The 21,731-nt window shown below is 73.7% G+C and carries 13 protein-coding genes; 9 read left to right on the plus strand and 4 right to left on the minus strand.

Annotated elements, in window-relative coordinates; all coding sequences use genetic code 11:
- Position 1 precedes the first annotated feature (1 nt).
- The 3 genes from OG352_RS03460 to OG352_RS03470 are packed head-to-tail and all read right to left on the minus strand — an operon-like array spanning position 2 to position 3,489.
- Positions 2 to 1,432: a class I adenylate-forming enzyme family protein gene (locus tag OG352_RS03460; protein ID WP_329214180.1), complete on the minus strand. Its 1,431-nt coding sequence runs from the start codon at positions 1,430 to 1,432 to the stop codon at positions 2 to 4.
- A 6-nt stretch (positions 1,433 to 1,438) separates the two neighbouring features.
- A complete protein-coding gene (locus tag OG352_RS03465; RefSeq protein WP_329214181.1) occupies positions 1,439 to 2,662 on the minus strand; it encodes a 3-dehydroquinate synthase II family protein in 1,224 nt (407 codons plus the stop codon).
- The gene (locus OG352_RS03470; RefSeq protein WP_329214183.1) at positions 2,659 to 3,489 is read right to left on the minus strand and encodes a 2-amino-3,7-dideoxy-D-threo-hept-6-ulosonate synthase; all 831 of its coding nucleotides are present in this window, start codon (positions 3,487 to 3,489) and stop codon (positions 2,659 to 2,661) included. Before OG352_RS03470 ends, OG352_RS03465 begins: the two co-directional genes overlap by 4 nt.
- Positions 3,490 to 3,933: 444 nt before the next feature.
- Between OG352_RS03470 and OG352_RS03475 the strand changes: the two genes are divergently transcribed.
- The 3 genes from OG352_RS03475 (at position 3,934) to OG352_RS03485 (ending at position 8,845) form a co-directional block, all read left to right on the plus strand.
- The gene (locus tag OG352_RS03475) at positions 3,934 to 5,382 is read left to right on the plus strand and encodes an MFS transporter (RefSeq protein ID WP_329214185.1); all 1,449 of its coding nucleotides are present in this window, start codon (positions 3,934 to 3,936) and stop codon (positions 5,380 to 5,382) included.
- Positions 5,383 to 5,426: 44 nt separating this feature from the next.
- Positions 5,427 to 5,903 carry an Lrp/AsnC family transcriptional regulator gene (locus tag OG352_RS03480; RefSeq protein WP_329214187.1) on the plus strand — a complete coding sequence of 159 codons (477 nt, stop codon included), beginning with the start codon at positions 5,427 to 5,429 and terminating at the stop codon, positions 5,901 to 5,903.
- Between the two features lie 155 nt (positions 5,904 to 6,058).
- A complete protein-coding gene (locus OG352_RS03485) occupies positions 6,059 to 8,845 on the plus strand; it encodes a beta-L-arabinofuranosidase domain-containing protein (RefSeq protein ID WP_329214189.1) in 2,787 nt (928 codons plus the stop codon).
- A 53-nt stretch (positions 8,846 to 8,898) separates the two neighbouring features.
- Here OG352_RS03485 and OG352_RS03490 read toward each other — a convergent pair whose 3' ends face one another.
- The gene (locus tag OG352_RS03490; protein WP_329214191.1) at positions 8,899 to 9,681 is read right to left on the minus strand and encodes a LysR family substrate-binding domain-containing protein; all 783 of its coding nucleotides are present in this window, start codon (positions 9,679 to 9,681) and stop codon (positions 8,899 to 8,901) included.
- A 58-nt stretch (positions 9,682 to 9,739) separates the two neighbouring features.
- On the opposite strand from OG352_RS03490, the gene OG352_RS03495 reads away from it, so the two are divergent.
- From OG352_RS03495 to OG352_RS03520, 6 genes are all read left to right on the plus strand, one after another.
- Complete coding sequence (locus OG352_RS03495; RefSeq protein ID WP_329214193.1) at positions 9,740 to 10,126, plus strand: DUF5997 family protein; 387 nt, start codon at positions 9,740 to 9,742, stop codon at positions 10,124 to 10,126.
- A gap of 104 nt (positions 10,127 to 10,230) precedes the next feature.
- Entirely contained in the window at positions 10,231 to 10,620 is a 390-nt protein-coding gene (locus tag OG352_RS03500; protein WP_329214194.1) for a cold-shock protein, read from the plus strand.
- 156 nt (positions 10,621 to 10,776) lie between these two features.
- Positions 10,777 to 11,631 carry a DUF4132 domain-containing protein gene (locus OG352_RS03505; RefSeq protein WP_329214196.1) on the plus strand — a complete coding sequence of 285 codons (855 nt, stop codon included), beginning with the start codon at positions 10,777 to 10,779 and terminating at the stop codon, positions 11,629 to 11,631.
- Positions 11,628 to 16,772 (plus strand): hypothetical protein, encoded by a 5,145-nt coding sequence (locus OG352_RS03510; protein WP_329214198.1) that lies wholly within the window; start codon positions 11,628 to 11,630, stop codon positions 16,770 to 16,772. Before OG352_RS03505 ends, OG352_RS03510 begins: the two co-directional genes overlap by 4 nt.
- Before the next feature lie 35 nt (positions 16,773 to 16,807).
- Positions 16,808 to 18,034: an ATP-binding protein gene (locus OG352_RS03515; protein WP_329223691.1), complete on the plus strand. Its 1,227-nt coding sequence runs from the start codon at positions 16,808 to 16,810 to the stop codon at positions 18,032 to 18,034.
- Between the two features lie 5 nt (positions 18,035 to 18,039).
- Complete coding sequence (locus tag OG352_RS03520; protein ID WP_443072145.1) at positions 18,040 to 21,708, plus strand: vWA domain-containing protein; 3,669 nt, start codon at positions 18,040 to 18,042, stop codon at positions 21,706 to 21,708.
- Positions 21,709 to 21,731 lie beyond the last annotated feature (23 nt).

Here is a 21,731-nt window from a genome sequence, read left to right on the forward strand (position 1 = left end):
GTCAGGCGCCGCCCGTCGCGGCGGCCTGGAGGGCCGCCGCCTGGCGCAGCAGCTTCCCGTTGGAGGTGCGGGGCAGGGTCTCCAACAGGCGGATCACACGCGGCAGTTTGTAGTCGGCCAGCCGCTCCCGGCACCAGCGCAGCAGTTCCTCAGCGGACGGCTGCCCGGCCCCGGCGGTCACCGAGACGTACGCCTCGGTCACGCCCTCGTTGACCAGGACCGCCTGTTCGACGGCCGGATGGTCGCGGAGCACGTTCTCCACCTCGACCAGGTCCACCTTGAGGCCGCCGATGACGACGAGGGAGTCGGCGCGGCCGTGCACCGTCACCGCCCCGGAGGCGTCCGCGGTGGCCCGGTCCCGGGTGTGCAGCCAGCCGTCCGCGTACTGGCCGCCGCCGGTGTCGAAGAGGTACGGCGACCGGTCGAGGGCGACGTCCAGTTCGCCCCGGTGCTCGCGCACCACGACGCCCGGGGCGGCCCGGCCGACCGAGGGGCGCAGGGTGCCACCGGTGTCCATGGCGACCACCCCGGTCTCGGTGGTCCCGTAGGACTCGCCGACGCTCACCCCGTAGCGTTCGGCGAACCGTGCCGCTACCGCCGGGGGCATCAGCTCGCCGCCCGACACCGCGACCCGCAGGTCGGGCAGGGCGGGGGGATCGATGGCGGCGGCCAGCAGTTCGTAGTGCATCGGCACCCCGAACAGGGCGGTGATCCGGTGGTCGACCGCGGTGCGCAGCATGTCGCGGGCGGAGATCCGGGGGGCGAAGACCACCGAGACCCCGGCCGCGAGCGAGTGCAGCAGCCCCGCGACCAGACCGAAGCTGTGCGCCGTCGAGCTGAGCAGCAGCAGCCGGTCGCCCGGGCCCGGCATGCCGGGGATCCGGGTGAACCGGTCGACCTCGGCGGCGAGCGACCGGGCGGTCCGGCCGATCACCTTCGGCCGCCCGGTGGAGCCCGAGCTGAACTGGACCAGCCGGTGGTCGGTACCGGCCGGCCGGCCGCCGCCCTGGCGTTCGGTGACGACCTCGTACTCGGACCGGAAGCCGAAGGTGGCCTGGACGTTGGTGCCGGCGCTCACCATGAACTGCGGCCGGCAGGAGGCGCACAGCGCGGCGACCTCGGCCGGTTTGAGCCTGAAGTCGAAGAGCAGCACCTGCGCGCCGAGCCGCCACAGCGCGAGCAGCACCTCGACCTGGGTGAAGCTGGGCGGGGTGCGCAGCCCGACCGTGGTGGCGGGGCCGATGCCGTATCCGGCGAAGACTGCGGCCTGTTTGGCCACCCGCTCGCGCAACTCGCCCCGGGTGACGGTCTCCTGACGATGATTCAGGTAGGGGAGACTGTCGTCCTGTGCCTCGAGGAGACGCCCGAGCAGCGATCCCATCCCGTCGTCGCCGCTCTCGTCCGTGCCGGGGACCGGCAGGTGCTCGCCCATCGGGCCTCAGACCTCCTTGCAGAACTCGCCGATGGGCAGGCCGACATGGCGCTTGTCGGCGGCCAGGTAGCCGAGCAGTTCGTCACCCGCCTGGAGTTCGGTGACGTTGAGGACCTTGCCGCCGGGGCCGAGCACCCGTACGTGCCAGTCGTCCTGCACGGTCAGGCTGACCAGCCGGCCGTCCTCGGCGTGGGTGCGGATCTCCAGCAGCGGGCGGGACTCCAGTTTCGCCCGGCCGACCACCACCCGCCGGGTGCGTCCGTCCGCGCCGACCGCCAGCAGGGCGCTGCCGGAGCCGACCTCGCTGAGGTAGTTGGTGCGGTTGTCGGGTCCGAGCGTGTACGAGTGCAGGGCACCGGCGTTGACCCGGAACGGCCTGGTCGGCATGTAGGGCAGCGGGTGGGTCTCGCTGCAGCACAGCACGAACCCGGAGGAGTAGGAGCCGACGAGGATGCCCTCGTCCTCCTCGAAGTGCGAGCAGGTGTCGACGCAGACCCGGTCGCCGAGTCCGACGTGCCGGATGCTCTCCACGGTCAGCGTGGACAGCTCCAGCTGGGGCGTGGTGGCCTCCAGCAGGCGGGCCAGGGCGAACACGTCGTCGGCGTTGCGGGGGGTGAACAGGATGCCGTCCGAGCCGCGTTCGAGCACGTCGAAGACGATCGCGGCCTCTTCCAGGCCGTCGACGACGGTCACCAGCTTGCCCTCGGCGGACTCGGCCGCGGCGAGCACGATCTCCAGGGGGATCTTGGTCGGGTCGGCGAAGTGGATGACGGTGTAGGGCAGCGCCATGGCGCCCGAGCACGACAGCCGGAGGGTGCGGTCGTCCCGTACGCCGATGAAGCCGACGACGGGCGTGGCGCTACCGGTGCCGGTGCCGGTCGTGCGGTTGGCCGCGGCGAGGGCGTCCAGGTCGTCCTGGGTGGTGAACTTCCGCAGCAGGAGGTCGATTCCGGTGGGCTTCCCCTCCTTGGCGTCCTTCGCGCCCGCACCGTCCTTCGGGCTTCCGGCGTCCTTCCCCTCCTTGTCGCCGGGCTTCTTCCCGCCGGCCGTCACCGTTGCCGTGGGCACGCTGTCGGCGGCCAGGACCCTGGTGATGGTCGGGGGGAGCGTTCCGAGCAGCTCCGCGTCGGCGGAGAGCACTCCTGCCATCCGGGCGTGGATGGCTGCGTCCACCACTGACTGGAGCTGCGGACGGGGGACTTCACGGAGATCGATCCACGCGAACCTCATGCGACACCTGCCACGATCGTCGGGTAATTACTGGTTGATTGGGTCATGCTCATGTCCGCGGCCATCCCGCCCGCGCCGTGCACGACGGCGGAGAGTCGGGAGACCAGGGCGTAGGGGGAGGGCGAGGAGAAGATCCGGCGGCCGATGGCGAGCCCACTGCAGCCCGAGGCCATCACCGCGGTGCCGTACTCGACCAGGTCGGAGCCGTCCGGCGGACCGCCGGCCGCGAGCACCGGAAGGGGGCTGTTGGCCACCACTTCGGCCATCCGCTCCACCGGCAGCGCGACGGAGGTCTTCACCATGTCCGCGCCCAGGTCGGCGGCGACGTTGACCACATGGGCGAGGAGGGCCGGGTCACGGGGGTCGTCGATCCGCGGGCCGCGCGGGTAGATCATCGCGATCAGCGGCATGCCCCACGCGTCGCAGGAACGAGCCACCGCCCCGAGATCGGCGAGCTGCTGCGCCTCGGTGTCCGAGCCGATGTTCACATGGACGCTCACCGCGTCCGCCCCGAGCCGCAGCGCCTCCTCGACGTCGCCGACCAGCACCTTGGCGTTGACGTCGCTGGAGCAGGCGGTGCTCGCGCTCAGGTGCACCACCAGCGCGCAGCGTTTGAGGATGTCCGGCGCGAAGGCCCGGGCACGTCCCTTGTGGACGATGATCCCGTCGGCCCCGCCGTCCACCAGTGCGCGCAACAGGTCGTCCCACTTGTCGGCGGGGACGATCGGGCCGTCCGAAACGCTGTGGTCGAGCGGCACGAACAGATGCCGGCCGTCCCCCGCCAGCGAAAGTCTTCTAATGCGCAATAGCTTGCCGGTTTTCAGCACGGGTAATACGCCTTCCCAGCCTGGAGACCGCTTTTCAGGAAAGCCGGACCGGAAGCAGCTCCATGCGGTCGCCATGTCCGAAAAACGATGGTTGTAGAACTTTCAAGTTCCCCCGCCCAAGCATTCCGTGGGTGATCAGTGATTGGCAAGGTGTGACCGCTTTAAATATTCATACGGTCCAACGCATGAGTATTTGACAGCGGGTTGACAGGTCAGACGGGTTGACGCGGCCGGATGGTGCCGTTCGGGCGTTTTCTGCGCTTTATTGCCGATGTCACGTGTAAAGAGGCCGTGATTTAGGTCGAGAAGCCTTCTCGGCCTAAATTGAATTCCGCGACGAGGTGACAGGGGCACCCCTGTTCGTGTTACATGCGAGGCCTTCCCTCCCCATTCGTGCCCGGCCCGTGCGACCGCACGGACCGGGCGTATCGGAAGCGACTCCCCATGCGCGAATTACCGCCCAATACCGTCCTCAAGGCCGTTTCCCCGACGGCGGCGGCCACCACCGGAACCGAGGCCGCCACCGGAACCGAGGCGACCACCGGAACCGAGGCGCCCGCCGCACCCAAGGTGCCCGGCAAGGCCACAGCGCCGCGGGTCGCCGTCGCGAGCCTGGTCGGCACGACGATCGAGTACTACGACTTCGCCGTGTACGGCACGGCCAGCGCGCTGGTCCTCGGCCCCGCCTTCTTCCCCTCGGGCAACGCCACCGTCTCCTCGCTGGCCGCGTTCCTCACGTTCGCCGCGGCCTTCGTCGCCCGCCCCCTGGGCGTCGCCCTGTTCGGGACGATCGGCGACCGGCTCGGCCGGCGCCGGGCCCTGTTCCTCTCGCTCATGCTGATGGGCGTGGCGACGGTCGGCGTCGGACTGCTCCCGACGTACGAGACCGCCGGACTCCTCGCCCCCGTCCTGCTGGTGACGCTCCGTCTGCTGCAGGGCGTCAGCATGGGCGGCGAGTGGGGCGGGGCGGTGCTGCTCGCCGCCGAGCACGCGCCGCCCGGACGCCGCGCGCTGTACGCGTCCATCCCGAACGCCGGCCCCTCGCTCGGCTTCCTGCTGTCCACCGCGGTCATCCTGCCCACCCTGAACATCGGCGGCCGGGACGCCTTCACCGACTGGACCTGGCGGATCCCGTTCCTGCTCAGCGCGGTGCTCGTCGTGGTCGGCCTGTGGGTGCGTGCGACGGTCTCCGAGTCACCGCTGTTCAGACCGTCGGACGACCCCGCCACGCCGGCGGAGGCGCCCGCGCCGAGTCCCGACGGGACACCGGCCGCCGAGTCCCGCTTCCCGCTCGGCACACTGCTCACCCGGTACCCCGGCCGGCTGTTCCTCGGCATCGGCGCGGCACTGGGCGGCTCGGCGGTCTACTACCTGACGATCGTCTACAGCCTGTCGTACGCGCCGCAGGCACTCGGCATCTCCCGGAACACGATGCTGACCGCCGCGAGCGTCGGCGCGGCGGCCGGCATCGCGGTCACCCTTCCGGCCGCCAGGCTGGCCGACCGGATCGGCCGCCGCCCGGTGATGCTGACCGGAGCCGTCGGCAGTGTGCTCTGGGCGGTGCCGATGTACGCCTCGCTGAGCTCCCGCGACGGCTGGGTGATCACCGGGGCCTACACGGTCGGGCTCGTGCTGCTCGCGCTGATGTTCTCGCCGGTGGCGGCCTTCCTGCCCGAGCTCTTCCCGGCCCGGCTGCGGTACACCGGCGCCTCGGCGGCCTTCATCCTCGCCAACACCTTCGGCGGCGGCTTCGCCCCGCTCGTCGCCACCTGGCTCAACAGTCACTGGGGGTCGCCGCTGGTCCTCGGCTTCTACACGGGCGGACTGTGCCTGGTGAGCCTCCTGTGCCTGCTGGCGCTGCCGGAGACCCGCGATCACGAGTTCGCCGTCTGACGTACAGTCGGCGCTGGTCACGTACGTACGAGGAGGCCGGGCCCATGCCCGTGGACGAGCTGGACACCCGCATCCTGCGCCTGCTGCTCGAGCAGCCGCGCACCAGCGTGCGGGAGTACGCCCGGCTCCTCGGCGTCGCGCGCGGCACCCTGCAGGCCCGCCTCGACCGGCTGGAGCGCGACGGCGTGATCACCGGCACGGGTCCGTCACTCTCCCCCGCCGCGCTGGGCCACCCGGTGCTCGCGTTCGTGCACATCGAGGTCACCCAGGGCCACCTGGACGACGTGGGCGACGCCCTGGCCGCCGTACCGGAGATCGTCGAGGCGTTCTCGATCACCGGCGGCGGCGACCTCGTCACCCGGGTGGTGGCGCGCGACAACGCGCACCTGGAGGACGTGATCCAGAAGCTCATCAGCGTGCCCGGCGTGGTCCGCACCCGCACAGAGGTGGCCCTGCGGGAACGGGTGCCGCACCGACTGCTGCCGCTGGTGGAGTCCATCGGGCGGGCCGGCGCCAAGTAGCCTTCCCGTTCGCAACTCTCGGTCCTGTCAGGACCGTTGACGTGCTTCCGTCGCCCCTCTACCGTCTGGTCGACCATCCGCACGCCGTTCGTGATTTCGAACAGCGTGATCCCGAACGCCACCTCGATCCAACTGTGGACCGGAGGAACACGCACATGGCACCGCCCCTCAGCAGACGGACCCTTCTCCAGAGCGCGATACTCGCGGCGGCAGTCCCCCCACTCCCCCTCACGGCGGCCACCCAAGCCGCGGCGGCCGTCCTCCCGCCGCCGGCCGCCTGGTCCCTCCAGCCCTTCCCCCTCCAGGACGTCTCGCTCGGCCCCGGCGTCTTCGCCGCCAAGCGCCGCCTGATGCTCGACCACGCCCGTGGCTACGACGTGAACCGCCTGCTCCAGGTCTTCCGCGCCAACGCCGGCCGCTCCACGCTCGGCGCGGTCGCCCCCGGCGGCTGGGAGGGCCTGGACGGGGAGGCAGGCGGCAACCTGCGCGGCCACTACACCGGGCACTTCCTCACGATGCTGTCCCAGGCGTACGCGAGCACCGGCGAGCAGGTGTTCGCGGACAGGATCCGCACGGCGGTCGGCGCGCTGACGGAGGTGCGCGAGGCGTTGCGCCGCGAGCCGACCGTGCTCAGCGTCCCCGGCCGGTTCGGTACGGCGGCGGAGAACGTGCGCGGCTCCTACCAGTACGTCGACGTGCCGTCCGGCGTCCTGGGCGGCGCCGCGGAGGTCACCCTCGCCGCCTGGGTGAAGCCCACCCATGACGCCGGCTGGACCCGGATCTTCGACTTCGGCAACGACACGACCCGGTATCTGTACCTGGCCGCGCGCAACGCGAGCGGTGTGCCCCGGTTCGCCGTCACCACCGGCGGGGCGGGCGGCGAGCAGGGGCTCGACGGCACCGCCGCGCTGCCCCTGAACCAGTGGAGCCACCTCGCGGTGACCATCGCCGCGGGCACCGGGACCCTGTACGTCGACGGCACGGCCGTGGCCCGCAACACCGCCATGTCGCTCACCCCGGCCGCCCTCGGCACCCTCACCGGCAACTGGCTCGGCCGGTCCCACTACGCCTCCGACCCGGTCTTCGCGGGCGCCTTCGGCGGCTTCGACGTGTGGTCGCGGGCGCTGACCGCCGCCGAGGTCACGGAGTTGCAGAGCCGCCGGACGCCCGGCGACCTGGCCTCCTACGCCTTCGACGAGACCTCGGGCGGCACGTTCGCGGACGCCTCGGGGCGCGGCCTGACCGCCACCCTGCGCCGCACCTGGGGCGGGCCCAGCCACCCCGGGTTCCTCGCGGCCTACCCGGAGACCCAGTTCATCCAACTGGAGTCGATGACCGGCCCCGACTACACCAAGGTGTGGGCGCCCTACTACACCGCCCACAAGATCCTCCGCGGTCTGCTGGACGCGTACCTCGCCACCGACGACGAGCGCGCGCTCGACCTGGCGTCCGGGATGTGCGACTGGATGTACTCCCGGCTGTCGAAGCTGCCCGAGGCCACGCTCCAGCGCATGTGGGGCATCTTCTCCAGCGGCGAGTTCGGCGGCATCGTCGAGGCGGTCTGCGATCTGCACGCGCTGTCCGGAAAGCCCGAACACCTCGCGCTGGCCCGGCTGTTCGACCTCGACAAGCTCATCGACGCGTGCGCGGCGAACACCGACACGCTCGACGGGCTGCATGCCAACCAGCACATCCCGATCTTCACCGGACTCGTGCGGCTGTACGACGCGACGGGCGAGACGCGCTACCTCACCGCCGCGAAGAACTTCTGGGGCATGGTCGTACCGCACCGCATGTACGGCATCGGCGGCACCAGCCAGGGCGAGTTCTGGAAGGCGCGGGACGTCATCGCGGGGACGATCGACGGCGCCACCGCCGAGACGTGCTGCGCGTACAACCTGCTGAAGCTGAGCCGGACCCTGTTCTTCCACGACCAGGACCCGGCGTACATGGACTACTACGAGCGGGCCCTGTACAACCAGGTCCTCGGCTCCCGGCAGGACACCCCCGACGCGGAGAAACCGCTGGTCACGTACTTCATCGGGCTCACGCCCGGCACGGTGCGCGACTACACGCCCAAGCAGGGCACGACCTGCTGCGAGGGCACCGGCATGGAGAGCGCCACCAAGTACCAGGACTCGGTGTACTTCAAGGCCGCCGACGGCAGCGCGCTGTACGTCAACCTGTACAGCCCGGCCACGCTCACCTGGGCCGAGAAGGGCGTCACGGTCGCGCAGAGCACCGACTTCCCGCGCGAGCAGGGCAGCACGCTGACGGTCCGGGGACGGACCTCGACGTTCGCGTTGCGGCTGCGGGTGCCGGCCTGGGCGACGGCCGGGTTCCGGGTGACGGTCAACGGGCGGGGCGTCAACGGGACGCCGGCGCCCGGCAGTTACTTCTCGGTGTCCCGGACCTGGCGGGACGGGGACGTCGTCCGGGTGGCGATGCCGTTCCGGCTGCGGGTGGAGAAGGCGTTCGACGACCCGTCCCTGCAAACGCTGTTCCACGGTCCGGTCAACCTGGTCGCCCGCAACTCCGCCACCACGTGTCTGGAGTTCGGCCTCTACCGCAACGCGGCCCTCTCCGGCGACCTGCTGCCCTCCTTCACGCCGGTGAGCGGGAAGCCGCTGCACTTCACGCTCGACGGCACCGGGTTCGCCCCCTTCCACGAGGGCACCGAGGACCCGACGCACGCCTATGTGCGCAGGGCCGAACCCCGGGTGGTGTTCGGGAACAGCGACTCGGGCGTGGCCAACCCGGCGAAGGCGGACCGCACGACCCTGCTCGACGAGGTGTGGGCGGGGGCGCCGTTCGCGTCCAAGGCCGCACTGGTCACGCGCGTACGGAGCGTGGTGGACGCGTGGGTGAGCGCCGGGCTGCTCGCACGGGCCGACGGGGAGAGGGTGGTGAGTACGGCACGCGGGGCGACCTTCGTGCCGTAGACCCGGCGGACCTGCGGACCTGCGGGCCTACGGACCTGTAGGCCTGCGGGTCGCTACGACCGGCGGCGGGGCTTGCCGCCGCCGGTTCCGCGCCGGCCGGCGCCGCCGCTCTTCGCGCCGCCGCCGGCCCGGCCGCCGGCGCTGTTGCGGGGCGCGCCGCCCGGCTGCGCCTTACGCGGCTGCCGCTCCTTCGCTTCCTTCGTCTCCTTCGCCGGGGCCTGCTGGGCGCGGCCCCGGGTGCTGTTGACGGTGCGGCCGCGGACGATGCCGATCAGGTCCTCGACCAGGTCGGTGGTCGCCTCCTCGGGCCAGGAGAGGGCGATGTCCGACCGGGGGGCGTCGACGACCGTGCGGTAGGTGAGGTCGCGGCGGTGGTGGAGGCGGGCCAGCGACTGGGGCACGACCAGGACGCCGATGTTCGACGCGACCAGCTCGATCGCGTCCTCGGTGGTCGCCGGGCGCTCGAAGGCGGCCTCGCCGGGCGGCTGCTCCCAGCCGATGACGTCGTCGAGGGGGTGCAGGACCACCTCGTCGGCGAGGTCGTCCAAGGTGATCTCCTCGGCCGCCGTGATCAGGTGATCCTTGGGGACCACGACGACGGTCGCCTCGGTGTAGAGGGGGATCGCGCTGAACACCGTACGGTCGACGGGGAGGCGTACGAAGGCGGCGTCGGCGGTGCGGTCGCGCAAGACGTCGGAGGCTTCGGCGGGGGTCACCTGGAGGAGGGTGAGGGGCGTGTCGGGCAGGCGCTCCCGCCAGATCCGCACCCACTTGGCGGGCGTCACTCCGGGGACGTACGCGAGCCGGAACGAGGGGGAATCCGCCGAGTCGGTCATCCCGCCAGGTTACCGGCTGTGGTCGGAGGTCTCGTCGGCGGCCGATACCCTGGACCGTATGAAGTCGCAAGCGAGCACCCAGACGATGAAGGCCGCCACCGCGGCGAAGAAGCTGGGTGTGTACCTCCCCGCCACGCCCGCCGAGTTCCAGGAGGGCGCCGTCTCGCGCGCCGAGCTGAGCGAGCTCCAGGCGAACCCGCCCGTATGGCTGCGGACGCTGCGCGAGACCGGTCCGCACCCGCGTCCGGTGGTCGCGGCCAAGCTGGGCGTCTCCATCGCGGGCCTGGCCCGCGGCGGGGTGAGCGAGGCGCTCACCACCGAGCAGATCGAGGCGATCAAGGACGCGAAGCCGGAGTGGCTGGAGAAGGAGCGCGCCGTCCAGGCCGAGGTCCGCAAGGAGACGGTCCGCATCAAGAAGCGTGACGCGGAGCGCACCGAGTCCTGACGCTCGGTGGCGGTGTCCGGTGCGGGTCGCCCTGAGGCCGTCGTTCTGACTACGATCTGGGCAGGTTCACCGACGTGGGTGTTTCGAGGTTGCTGGGGGTTGGGATGGTTGCTGGTCGTGTGGTGCGCTTCGACAGTCAGCGCGGTTACGGGTTCATCGCGCCCGATGACGGCGGGGAGGATGTCTTCCTGCACGTCAACGACATGCTGATGCCCGAGTCGCAGGTACGCAGGGGCATCGTGGTGGAGTTCGAGATCGAGGACGGCGAGCGCGGCCCGAAGGCGTCCGGGGTGCGGCTCGCGCGCGGGGAGGACGGCAAGCCTCTCGCCGCCGACGACGACGTCCTGTGCGATGTGCTCAGCACGGAGGAGTTCGTCCGGGACGTCACCGAGGCGCTGCTGACGGCGGCGCCCTCTCTCACCGGCGAGCAGATCGTCCAGGTGCGGGCCGGGCTGTCGCAGTTCGCGAAGAACCACGGCTGGGTCGAGGGCTGACCCGACCGAGACGTCGCCTCCTCGACATCCGCCTTCACCCCTGACAGGGCGTGAAGGCGCAGGTCGAGGAGGCCGCCCGCCGTCTCCCGGACCCCGTTGTCAGTGGCCTGTTCTACAGTTCCCGTCACTTGATCATTGCGGGTGCGGGAGGCAGTCATGGGGTGGGTGTCGGCCGGCGACTACGAAGTCGCTCTGGATGACGGCAAGGTGGTGTGCCGCAACGCGGCCGGGCGGCGGTTGAAGTCCGTACCGCCCAAGATCGCCGACGATCCGGCGGTCGTGGGCCTGCGTCAGCTCACCGAGTGGCTGGAGCGGCACGAGCGCCGGTGCCTGGCCGACGTGGAGCGCTGGATGGTGCGCTCGCTGCCGGTGCCGCTCACCGTCGTCGCGCGGGTGTGGCCCGACCCCGCCTGGCAGGCCGCCCTCCGTGACCTCGTCGTCACCGGGGCCGACGGCGAGGTGGCCGGGTTCCTGCGGGACGCCGACCCCGAGCGCGGCCTCGGCCTGGTCGACCTCGACGGCGACACCGTCCGCATCGCCCCCGAACTCGTCCGCCTCCCGCACCCGGTCCTCCTCGAAGACCTGGAGGAGCTGCGGGAGTTCGCCGTCGAACTCGGCGTCGCGCAGCGCGCCCAGCAGCTCTTCCGCGAGGTGTGGCAGCGGCCCGTCTCCCTCGACGCGGAGGGCACCGCCGTGGAGGAGTACGCCGGCGGAGCGTTCAAGGAGCAGCGGTTCCTGCACGGCCGCGTCACGCAGCTCGGCTACCGCGTCCGCGGCGGCCACGCCGTCGCCTCCGTCCTGGAGGACGGCCGCACGGTCGAGGCCCGGGTGTGGGTCGGCGACTACGAGGGCTACGAGCAGGTGGAGACCGGCCCCCTGGTGTTCACCGACCCCGCCGGCCGGGCGCTGAAGCTCGGCCAGGTCGGGCCGGTGGCCTGGTCGGAGGGCATGCGCATGGCGGCCGCGCTGTATGCCGGGCGCGACATCGAGGACGAGGAGCGGGCGGCATGACGACCTACGACGAGACCACCGCGGCCGCCCTCCTCGACGCGGGCGCCGTCCTGCCCCCGGGCAGCACGAACCGCGAGGACGCCGACACGCTCACCGTCCGCACGTACACCCATCCCGCGCTGGACGACCGGCGGATCGTGCGGCTGGTGCCGGGCACCCTGGGCGAGGCGGAGGATCTCGCGCTGGACTTCCTCGGACTGGCCCGGGACGCGCAGGTCCCCGAGGTGGGTCAGGTGCGCCGGGAGACGCTCGGCTTCCCCGCCTGGGCGCTGGTCCACGACCCGGCCAACGGCCATCACGCGCTGGCGCTGGTCAAGGACGTCGAACGGCTCGCGCGGCAGGCCAAGTCCCGCCCCGGCGCCGCCAAGGACGGCTTCGAGGAGCTCGGCACCCGGCTCGGCCGGGCCGTCCCGCACTTCCTGCCGACCTTCTACGAGCAGGCCGCCCGCGTCTTCCTCGAGCACGAGAACACGACGTACGCCTCCGCGTTCTTCGGCAAGGCCCGCGAGGCCGAGCGGGTGCACGCGCTGGCGGTGGACGAGGAGCGGCAGCGGGCCGTGTTCCTGGAGTTCGCCTTCGCCGGGGCGCTGACGGTCAAGGCGCTCAAGGAGCACGTCAAGGATCTCGCGACACGCCTGGACCCGGCCGCGGCCTGGGCGCATTTCCGGCAGCTGACCGTGGAGCGCTGCGCGGCCGGGATGCCGCCGTACGCGTCGCTGCCGCAGGACGCGCGCGGGCTGATCAGGGCGGCGGGGCTGGACCGGGGCACCGAGGAGTGCGCCCTGGTCGCCGATCTGCTCGCCTCGCCCGCCGCGGTCCGGGCGCCCGCGTCCTTCTGGAACTTCTACCGGCCGACGCTCGCCGTCCTGGCGGAGCAGCGTCCGGAGGTGCGGGGGCGGCTGCTGGAGATCATGCCGGCCGGTCTGGAGCGTTCCGTCGAGGACGACGAGTTCTGGCTCGCGCTGCTCACGGAGTGCGGGGCGGATCTCCTCCTCACCGGCGAGGCGGCGGGTGGGTCGACAGGTGGGGCGACGGGTGAGCCGGGGGCCGAGGTGGACCCGGCGGACTGGCTCGGCCGGTGGGCCCTGCACCGCAAGCACGGCGGCAACGTCAGCGACCGTTCCCCGGCCACCCTCGCCCTCGTCGAGCGGATGGCGCCCCGGCTGCGCGAGCGGGGCCGCCGCGTCGACCTGTGCACGGGCCGCTGGCACACCGGCGCCGACCTCGACCTGCTCGACCTGTGCGTGGCGCAGGACGTGCCGCTGGAGCTGCCCGGCCCCGACCAGGTCGTGTACCTCTCCCTCGACCGCTGGCTGCGCGAACCCCGGCCCGGCCGCCGCGATCTGACGGCGACCGCGGCGGACCCGTGCCTGCGCCGCCTGTTGTACGCCGGCATCGGCAGCGTCAGCGGCTTCCGTCCGGAGGCCGAGGTGCTGGAGGGCCTGGCCGCCCACCCCGTCCTCGGTGACGTGCTGCGGGAGTGGCTGGACGACGCGGCCGGGGAACTGACCTCGGCGGTCGGCCTGCCCGCCGCGCGGGCCGCGCTGGAGCGGCTGCGTCCGTTCCGCACGGTGGCCGCCCGGGTGAGCCCGGCGGCCGTCGCGAAGGTCGCCGCGCACGCGATCGCGCCCCTGCTCGGGCACACGCTGCGCGCCGGAATCCTGGACGAGCTGGGCTGGCCCGCGCTCGACGAGGCGCTGCGCCGGCTCGACGCCGAGACGAAACGCGACAGCGACCGGGACGACACGCTGGCCGTCAGCGAGGCCTGGCCGGCGCTGATCCTCGCCCGCGCGCACAAGGTGTTCGTCGTCGGACCCGACGAGATCCTGCTGGAGCACGACCTGCGGCTGCCCGTCACGCTGGACCGCTGGCAGCGCCCGCGCTACCGCTACACGGACGGCGAACTGCTCGTCATGTGGCGGCAGGAGGGCAAGCAGTTCGGCTACTGGTCCGCCCGCCCGGCCGACGTGTTCCCCCTGGGCGGCGAGCAGATCCCCCACTGGTACGGCGGCAACGACGCGGGCGAGCCGTCGATCCCGCTGCCCGGAGGCGGTCGCGCCACCGGGGGCCGCACGCTGCACGCCGGTGACACCGTCGTGCCGCCGAGCCGTCGCGTCATCGGCGACGGCACGTCCTACTGGCGTCAGGGCAGGCAGGGCGTGCAGCAGGTGTGGCTGGAGTACGACCCGGCCACCGGCACGCACGGGCGGGCCTCACTGCCCGCGTTCCTGCGCTCCGGCATCCGCGAGGACACCACCCTGCTCCAGCAGCAGTGCGAGGTGCTGCCGCTCCAACCGGGCCTGGAACAGAGCCCGTTCGGCACGGACGGCACGGTCCTGGGCCGCTGGGTGCGCACGGAGGGCGAGGGCGCCGAGACCCGTACGGTCGCCGGAACGCCGGACGGCCGGACCGTCGCCCTCCCCTGGGCCGACGGCCGGTCGCCGGGCGTCCTGCTCGGCGCGCTGCGGCTGCCCGGCGGGGCCGAGCCCGTCGCCGTCGGCCTGCACCGGCAGATCGCCCTGTACGCGGGCGGCGACCCGTCCGCCGCCGGGGAGCTGGGCCGGGTGACGCCGATGGAGCGCGGCGGCGAGTTCGCCGCCGGCACCCGGTTCGTCCCGCCGGTGGACTTCTGGCACGCTCTTCGCCCGCGCGACGAGCGTGCGTCGGCCGTGCTGCGCGCGCTGACCGACGAGCAGGCGGCCGAGGTGCTGCGGGCCGCGGCGCAGGCGCTGGCGGAACGGCAGGCGAAGCTGGCTGCGGCCGGTGCCGTCCAGGAGACCACCCGCCCGAAGCGCTCCACGGGTGCGAAGCGGTCCATCTCCCCTGCGGCGACGGCAGCCGGAGGCACCGGTGGAGCCACCGCCCCGGACCAGCCCGCCGTGCCGACCGCGGACGAGGTGCTCCAGGACGTCGTGTCCCGCTGTCTGCCCGCACTCGGCGACCCGCGGCTGCGGTCCGGCGTCGCCGCCCTGGTGCACGCGGTGCTGCGGCTCGCGGAGTCCACCGCCTCGTTCGTGGCGCCGCCGGTCGAGCGGACGAAGGCGGAGAGCCGCCGCGTCGACGGCATGTTCGCCGACTTCAGCCCCGAGTACGGCGACGACGAGACGCTGCGCGAGGCCACCACCGGCCTCGTCGAGCTGCACGGCTGGTGGGGCAGCGAGACGCGCTGGAACGCGCTGAGGCAGATCCGCGCCGTGAACCACGTGCTGTCCGGGAAGCCGGCCGACGGCAAGGCCCTGCCCGACGCCTCCCGGTCCACCGGCGCGGCCGGCGGGTGGCGCAGCGACGAGTTCACCGTGCCCGGCATCGGTCTGGTGTGGCCGGCCGTGCTGGACGCGCTGCGCCCGCTCGCGTACCGCGCCGCCTCCCCGACGGTGACCGAGGCGCACCGCGAAGCGCTGCTCCTGCTGTGCGAGGCGATCACGGACGGGCCGCTGGCCGCACCCGGGGGCGCGGATGCGGGTGCGGGTGCGCTGCGCGAGGTCGTGCTGAGCGAGCCGCACGAGAAGCAGGAGCGGGTCGGTCAGGTGCTGCGCCGCGGCGACGGCCGCATCGTCGTCGTCCTCGGCTGCCAGAACGTCGACCGGCAGGCCGGGCGGGTGCACTGGCTCGCCCTGGACCACGACCCGGCCGGCGTGTTCGGGGCGATCGCCCACTTCACCCTGGAGCGGGAGAGCGCGCACCCGGCGGTGTTCCCCGCCGACGCGCTGACCGCCGTCACCGCGCTCGTCCGGGACAAGGGCCCGGCGCCCTGGCTGCCGGAGGCGCCCGCCGCCCTCGCTACGGCGTCGCGCGACGGGCTGGGGCCGGTGCAGGCGGCGCTGCTGCTCGCCGCCGGGCCGAAGCAGCTCACCGCCGAGGTGATCGCCGCGACCGGCCTGAAGCCTCGTCAGAAGCAGCTCGGCGACGCCCTGTTGGGCACGGTCGGGAGCGGCGACCGGGCGGCGCTCGTCGGCGCGCTGCTGCCGCACCAGCCCGGCGACCTGTGGACGGCGGGGCCGGACACGGAGGCGGCGGGCCGGGTGTGGGCCGAGCGGCTCGGCGCGGTCGTCCGGCTGCCCGAGGAGCTCGCCGGGGAGCTCACCCTCGACGGCCTTTCGACCGGCTCAGTCGAGGAGATCCTCAACCCCGCGCGCACCCCGTGGATCAGCCGCACCACGGTCCAGCGGCCGGACAAGGACGACAACCTGGTCGCGGCGGACCCGGCGGCGCTGCCCGCCCGCCGCCACCTGACGGGTGCCGTGGCCGCCCTGGCCGGGCTCGCCTACTCCCTGCCGTACGGGCATCCGCTGCGGGCCGTCCTGCCGGGGAGCCTGGCCGCGCTGCGCCGCCGCGTCGCCGATCCGGGGCTGCTGCTCGACCTGGACGTCGAGTGGACGGACAAGGGCACCTCGACCGCCGTCGGGCTGCGCAAGGCCTACGGGCTGCCTGCCACCGGAGGCGCCGACGCGGACGGTCTGACGCACGTGGGCGAGGCTCTGGTGCTGCGCCCGTGGTACGGCGACCAGGAAACCGTCCTGGTCCGGCCGGGGGCGCTCGGCGCCCCCGACGACCCGGTGTTCGGGCTCGTCGAGGGGCTCGTCGGGCTCGCACGCGGTCAGGGCATGTGGGCCCTGCGGACGATCCTCGACGAGGAACTCGCCCGCGCGCTCGGGGCCGGGACCGACCCCGAGGGGCCTGCCGGGTACGCCCAGGACCCGACGTTCAGCGTGCCCGAGCTGGTCGCCGAGGTCGCCGCGCGGCACGGGCTCGGCGAGGACGCGGCGGCGCTCTACCTCCAGTTGCTGGCCCTCCCGGACCCCACGGACCGCAACTGCGCCCGCTGGACCGGCTGGAAGCCCGCCCGCACGAAGAAGGCCCGCGCCGAACTCGCGGCGACCGGCCTGGTCGTGGAGGCCAAGCGGCCGCGCGCGGGGCGCACCTTCTTCCTGCCGTGCGGCTGGCTGGACCTCAAGTCCCCCGCACTGCCGGTGGAGATCTGGAAGGAGGGCCTCTACCCGGTGCGCGCCTATGGGCGCACGGTGCCGGTGGTCCCGGTGCCCGAACTGTTCACGCGCGCGTGGGACCGCGTCCGCGCCGGTGACGCCCCGGCCTACGAGGAGCTCACCACCCGCGCCACCCGCAAGGGCCGCCGCCGATGACCACCCTCCCGCCCCACCTGGAAGAACGCGCGCCGATGACCACCACCGTCCGGTCCACCACTGTCGGGTCCAGCACCGTTCCGTCCCCCGACCCCGTCCGCCAGATCGTCCCGCCCGAGGACCGGTACGCCACCGAGCTGGCCTTCCTCGCCGCGTACGACGACGGGCCGCGCCCGCCCGCCTGGCGGCTCACCCCGCGTGCCGTCGTCACGTTCGTCATGGGCAGCGACGGCCGCGCCCTGAAACTGCCCGAAGGCAAGGGCAAGGGCGAGGGTGAGGGCGTCGAGGTGCCCGACGGGGTGCCGCGCCGACTGGTGGTGGAGGGCAAGTTCGTCGGCGACCGGGCGCTGGTGGAGCGGTGTGTGGTCACGCTGGCCGGGGAGCGCGGGCTGCTGCTCGTCGGCGAGCCCGGCACCGCCAAGTCGATGCTGTCCGAGCTGCTGTCCACCGCCGTGTGCGGCACCAGCGGCCTGGTCGTGCAGGGCACGGCGGGTACGACGGAGGACCAGCTCAAGTACGGCTGGAACTACGCCCTGTTGCTGGCGCAGGGGCCGAGCCGGCAGGCGCTGGTGTCGTCACCGGTGCTGACCGCCATGTCCCGGGGCGCCATCGCCCGGGTCGAGGAGGTCACGCGGTGCCTGCCCGAGGTGCAGGACGCGCTGGTCTCGCTGCTGTCGGAGCGGCGCATCGCCGTACCCGAACTGGCGGGCACGGACGACGCGTTGGCGCACGCCGCGCCCGGCTTCAACCTGATCGCCACGGCCAACCTGCGCGACAAGGGCGTCTCGGAGATGTCCGCGGCCCTCAAGCGCCGCTTCAACTTCGAGACGGTCGGCCCGATTCCGGACCTCGACGCGGAGACCGCGCTGGTGCGCAGTCAGGCGCGGGCCTCGGTGGAGCGGGCCGGGGCGCCCTTCCAGGTCGACGACGCCGTGCTGGAGGCCCTGGTCACCGCGTTCCGCGATCTGCGGGAGGGCCGGTCGGCGGAGGGCTGGGAGGTGGAGCGGCCGTCCACGGTGATGTCCACCGCGGAGGCCGTGTCCGTCGCGGGCGCGCTGGCGCTCGCGGCGGCGTACTTCCCCGGCGACCGTGACGTGCTCGGGCTGCTGCCGGGCCACCTGCTCGGTGTGGTCCGCAAGGACGACCCGGCCGACGCGGCCCGGCTGCGCGGCTACTGGGACGGTCCCGTCCGGCGCCGCGCCGAGCAGGGTTCGGCGACGTGGCGCACCCTGTGGGACCTGCGCACGGTCCTGGAGGGCTGACGGCCGTGCCCCTCCACCCCACCGCGCCGGGCACACCAGGCTTCCCGGACTCCCCGTCCTCTCCGGACTCTCCGTCCTCTCCGGACTCTCCGTCCTCTCCGGACTCTCCGGGCTCTCCGGGCTCTCCGGACGAGGCCCTCGCCGCCCTCACCGACCCGGCCGGGCCCTACCTCATCGGCGTACGGCACCACGCGCCGTCGCTTGCCGCCGCCGTGCCCGCGCTGCTGGACGAGGCGAAGCCGGACGTGCTGCTCGTCGAGCTGCCGGCCGAGATGCAGGAGTGGCTGCCCTGGCTCGGGCACGAGGAGACCCGGGCCCCGGTCGCGCTCGCCGCGGCGCCCGGTGACGGGCGGGGCGGCGGGGGCCCGGCGTTCTATCCGTTCGCCGACTTCTCGCCCGAGCTGGCCGCCGTACGCTGGGCCGCCGGGCACGGCGTCCCGGTGATCGCCTGCGACCTGCCCCTGGCAGACCGGGCATGGGGCGAGGGCCGCGACGGCACGCCACACGGCGCTCCTCACAGGCTCACCGACGCGCTCCGCGCCCGCCTCACGGGCCGCCCCGGCGACGACCTGTGGGACCGCCTGGTCGAGGCCACCGCCCCGGGCTCCCCACCCGAGGCCCTACGCCGGGCGGCCCTCCTGACGGGGTGGGCCCTACGCGAAGACGCGGCAGCCTCGGGCGGCGTACCCGAGCTGGACCTACGGCGCGAGCAATGGATGCGCTCCCGCATCACCGAGTCCACCCTCAACGGCGAACGCGCCGCGGTACTGATCGGCGCCTTCCACGCACCGGCGCTGACGGCGGCGTCCTTCACCGGACGAGACGCCGGCGACGACCGGACCAGCGCCTCCCTAACCGCCCGCCGGGGCGAAGCCGCCGAGCCGGGGCGGGTGTCGTGGAGCACCTCGTTGATTCCCTATACCTATGCCCTGCTGGACGAGCGGTCCGGGTATCCGGCAGGGATCCGGGATCCGGAGTGGCAGGACATGGTGGTGCGGGCGGCGGGGGATCCCACGGCGCTGGAGGAGGCGCTGACGCGGGCGGCCGTGCGGGTATGTGCGGAGTTGCGCGGGCTCGGGCATCCGTCCGGGCCGGCCGACGCGCGGGAGATCAGCCGGCTCGCCGCTGACCTCGCCAGGCTGCGCGGGCTGCCCGCGGCGGGCCGGGGCGAGCTGGTCGAGGCGGTGCAGACGGTCCTCGCGCAGGGGGAGCCGTACGGGCGGGGGCGGGCCGTGGCGCGGGCGATGGAGCGGGTACTCGTCGGCACGCGCACCGGCCGACCCGCGCCGGGCGCGCCGCGCAGTGGTCTCGCCCCGGCGGTCGAGGCCGAGGTCACCTCGCTGGGCCTGCCGGGTCCCGAGAGCGCCTCCGATCCGGCCCGGGACCTGCGGCTCGACCCGTTGCGGTCGGATCTCGACCGGCGTCGCGAGCTGCTGTTGCGGCGGCTGACGGTGTGCGGTGTGCCGTACGGGGAGGCGAAGGAGGTCGTCGGCGCGGGCGGCGCCGAGGCCCTCACCTCCCGTTGGGAGGTGCGCTGGACGCCGGCGACGGCGGCCATGCTGACCGCGGCCGGCGTGCGCGGAGTCACCGCGGCCCAGGCCGCCGAGGGCCTGCTGCGCGAACGGCGGCGCACGGAACAGGACGAGGGCGGCTCGACGGCCGCCCAGGTACTCCAAGGCCTCGCGGAAGCAGCGGAGTGCGGGCTGCCGCTGCTCGCGGACGAACGGCTCGACGACGTCGCCGAGGTGCTGCCCCAGGCCGGCACGCTGCCCGAACTCCTCGCCGCACTGGCCCTGTCGGACCGCCTGCGGGCCGGTCACGTGCCAGGGCTCGACGCCGACGAGGACCGTACAGCACGGGCGGCCTCCGTCGCCGAGCCGCTCACCGCGGCGGCGGTGCGGCAGGTCGACGGCCTGACCGGGTCCGAGGACCCCGCCGACGCCCACGCCCTGCTCGAACTCGCCCACCGCGCCGACCTGTTGGGCGGCATCCGGCTCACCGACGCCCTCGCCCGGCTGGCCGCCGACGGCTCCCCGCTGATGCGCGGCGCCGCCGGAGCCGTCCGGGTGCTGCTCGGCCAGGAGGACGCGCGGGCCTTCGGCGACCGCGTCGCCTCCTGGGTCGACGGGGCCGTCGACTCCGACGCGCGGTCGGCGCTGACCGCCCGGCTGAGCGGGCTGCTGACCGCCGCGGGCCCGCTCCTGGAAGCCGCGGCACCCGCACTGGAGCCCCTGCTCAACCGCGTCTCGGAGCTGCCCGACCGGGAGTTCCTCGACCGGCTTCCCGCGCTGCGGGGCGGCTTCGAGACGCTGAGCCCGGCGGCCCGCGACCGTCTCCTCGCGGCCGTCGAGGAACGTCTCGACACCGGGCACGTCACCGACACCGACGGCATCGACCCGGCCGCACTCGCCGCCTGGACACAGGCCGACCTCGCGGCCCGCGCCACCCTCCGGTCGCTGGGCCTGCTGCCCGCACCCGGCGGCGGCACACAGACGCCTGCACCTACCCCCATCCCCGCCCCCATCCCCGCCCCCGACTCCGTCGTGGCCTCCGAGAAGGAGGACCACCGTCTCGTCCCCGCCGACCGCTGGCGCCTCGTCCTGGGCCGCCGAAGTGACCAACTCCCTTCGTCCGCCCGCTCGTTGGCGACCGCGCTGGACGAGCTGTACGGCAGCGGACGCGGCGAGGGCAGCCGGGGGGACCTGACGGGCCCGGGGGCCGGCGGTGGCCGGGAGGCGCCGTATCCCGGGGTGCGGGAGTGGTCGCAGGAGCTGGCGGCGCTGTTCGGGCCGGGCATCCGGGAGGAGGTGCTGGCGGCGGCCGCCGCGTCGGGCCGCAAGGACGTGCTCACGGAGCTGGACGCCGACAGTGTGCGCCCCTCGGTCGATCTGCTGCGCACGGTGTTGCGACACGCGGGCGGTCTGCCCGAGGCCCGGCTCGCCGCGCTGCGCCCGCTCGTCCGGCGCCTGGTGGAAGCACTGACCCGGCAGCTCGCCACCCGGCTACGCCCTGCCCTGCACGGCACGACTCTGCCGCGCCCCAGCCGGCGTCCGGGCGGCGGCCTCGACCTGCCCCGCACCCTGCGTGCCAACCTGGCGACCGCGCGGCGCGGCCCCGACGGCACGGTCCGGGTCATCCCCGAGCGCCCGGTGTTCCGTACGCGGGCGCGGCGGGCCGCCGACTGGCGGCTGATCCTCGTCACGGACGTGTCGGGGTCCATGGAGGCCTCCACCGTGTGGGCCGCGCTGACGGCCTCGGTGCTGGCCGGGGTGCCGACGCTGTCCACGCACTTCCTGGCGTTCTCCACGGAGGTCATCGACCTCACCGACCAGGTGGAGGACCCGTTGTCACTGCTGCTGGAGGTGCGCGTCGGCGGCGGCACGCACATCGCGGCAGGGCTGCGGCACGCGCGCGAGCTGGTCACCGTGCCGTCGCGGACCCTCGTCGTGGTCGTCAGCGACTTCGAGGAGGGCTACCCCCTCGGCGGGCTGCTCGGCGAGGTGCGCGCGCTGGTCGGGGCGGGCTGTCACGTCCTCGGCTGCGCGAGCCTCGACGACACCGGCCGGCCGCGCTACTCCACGGGCGTCGCGGGCCGGCTCGTCGCCGCGGGGATGCCGGTCGCCGCCCTCAGTCCGCTCGAACTCGCCCGCTGGGTAGGGGAGAAGATCGCATGAGCCCGGATCACATGAGCACGGAT

The sequence above is a fragment of the Streptomyces sp. NBC_01485 genome, assembly GCF_036227125.1.
Lineage (GTDB): Bacteria > Actinomycetota > Actinomycetes > Streptomycetales > Streptomycetaceae > Streptomyces.

What these genes read in the sequence shown, in the direction of transcription:
- OG352_RS03460 (WP_329214180.1), bottom strand. Translation starts at nt 1,432, where the DNA reads ATGGGCGAGCACCTGCCGGTCCCCGGCACGGACGAGAGCGGCGACGAC.
- OG352_RS03465 (WP_329214181.1), bottom strand. Translation starts at nt 2,662, where the DNA reads ATGAGGTTCGCGTGGATCGATCTCCGTGAAGTCCCCCGTCCGCAGCTC.
- OG352_RS03475 (WP_329214185.1), top strand. Translation starts at nt 3,934, where the DNA reads ATGCGCGAATTACCGCCCAATACCGTCCTCAAGGCCGTTTCCCCGACG.
- OG352_RS03480 (WP_329214187.1), top strand. Translation starts at nt 5,427, where the DNA reads ATGCCCGTGGACGAGCTGGACACCCGCATCCTGCGCCTGCTGCTCGAG.
- OG352_RS03485 (WP_329214189.1), top strand. Translation starts at nt 6,059, where the DNA reads ATGGCACCGCCCCTCAGCAGACGGACCCTTCTCCAGAGCGCGATACTC.
- OG352_RS03490 (WP_329214191.1), bottom strand. Translation starts at nt 9,681, where the DNA reads ATGACCGACTCGGCGGATTCCCCCTCGTTCCGGCTCGCGTACGTCCCC.
- OG352_RS03495 (WP_329214193.1), top strand. Translation starts at nt 9,740, where the DNA reads ATGAAGTCGCAAGCGAGCACCCAGACGATGAAGGCCGCCACCGCGGCG.
- OG352_RS03500 (WP_329214194.1), top strand. Translation starts at nt 10,231, where the DNA reads ATGGTTGCTGGTCGTGTGGTGCGCTTCGACAGTCAGCGCGGTTACGGG.
- OG352_RS03505 (WP_329214196.1), top strand. Translation starts at nt 10,777, where the DNA reads ATGGGGTGGGTGTCGGCCGGCGACTACGAAGTCGCTCTGGATGACGGC.
- OG352_RS03510 (WP_329214198.1), top strand. Translation starts at nt 11,628, where the DNA reads ATGACGACCTACGACGAGACCACCGCGGCCGCCCTCCTCGACGCGGGC.
- OG352_RS03515 (WP_329223691.1), top strand. Translation starts at nt 16,808, where the DNA reads ATGACCACCACCGTCCGGTCCACCACTGTCGGGTCCAGCACCGTTCCG.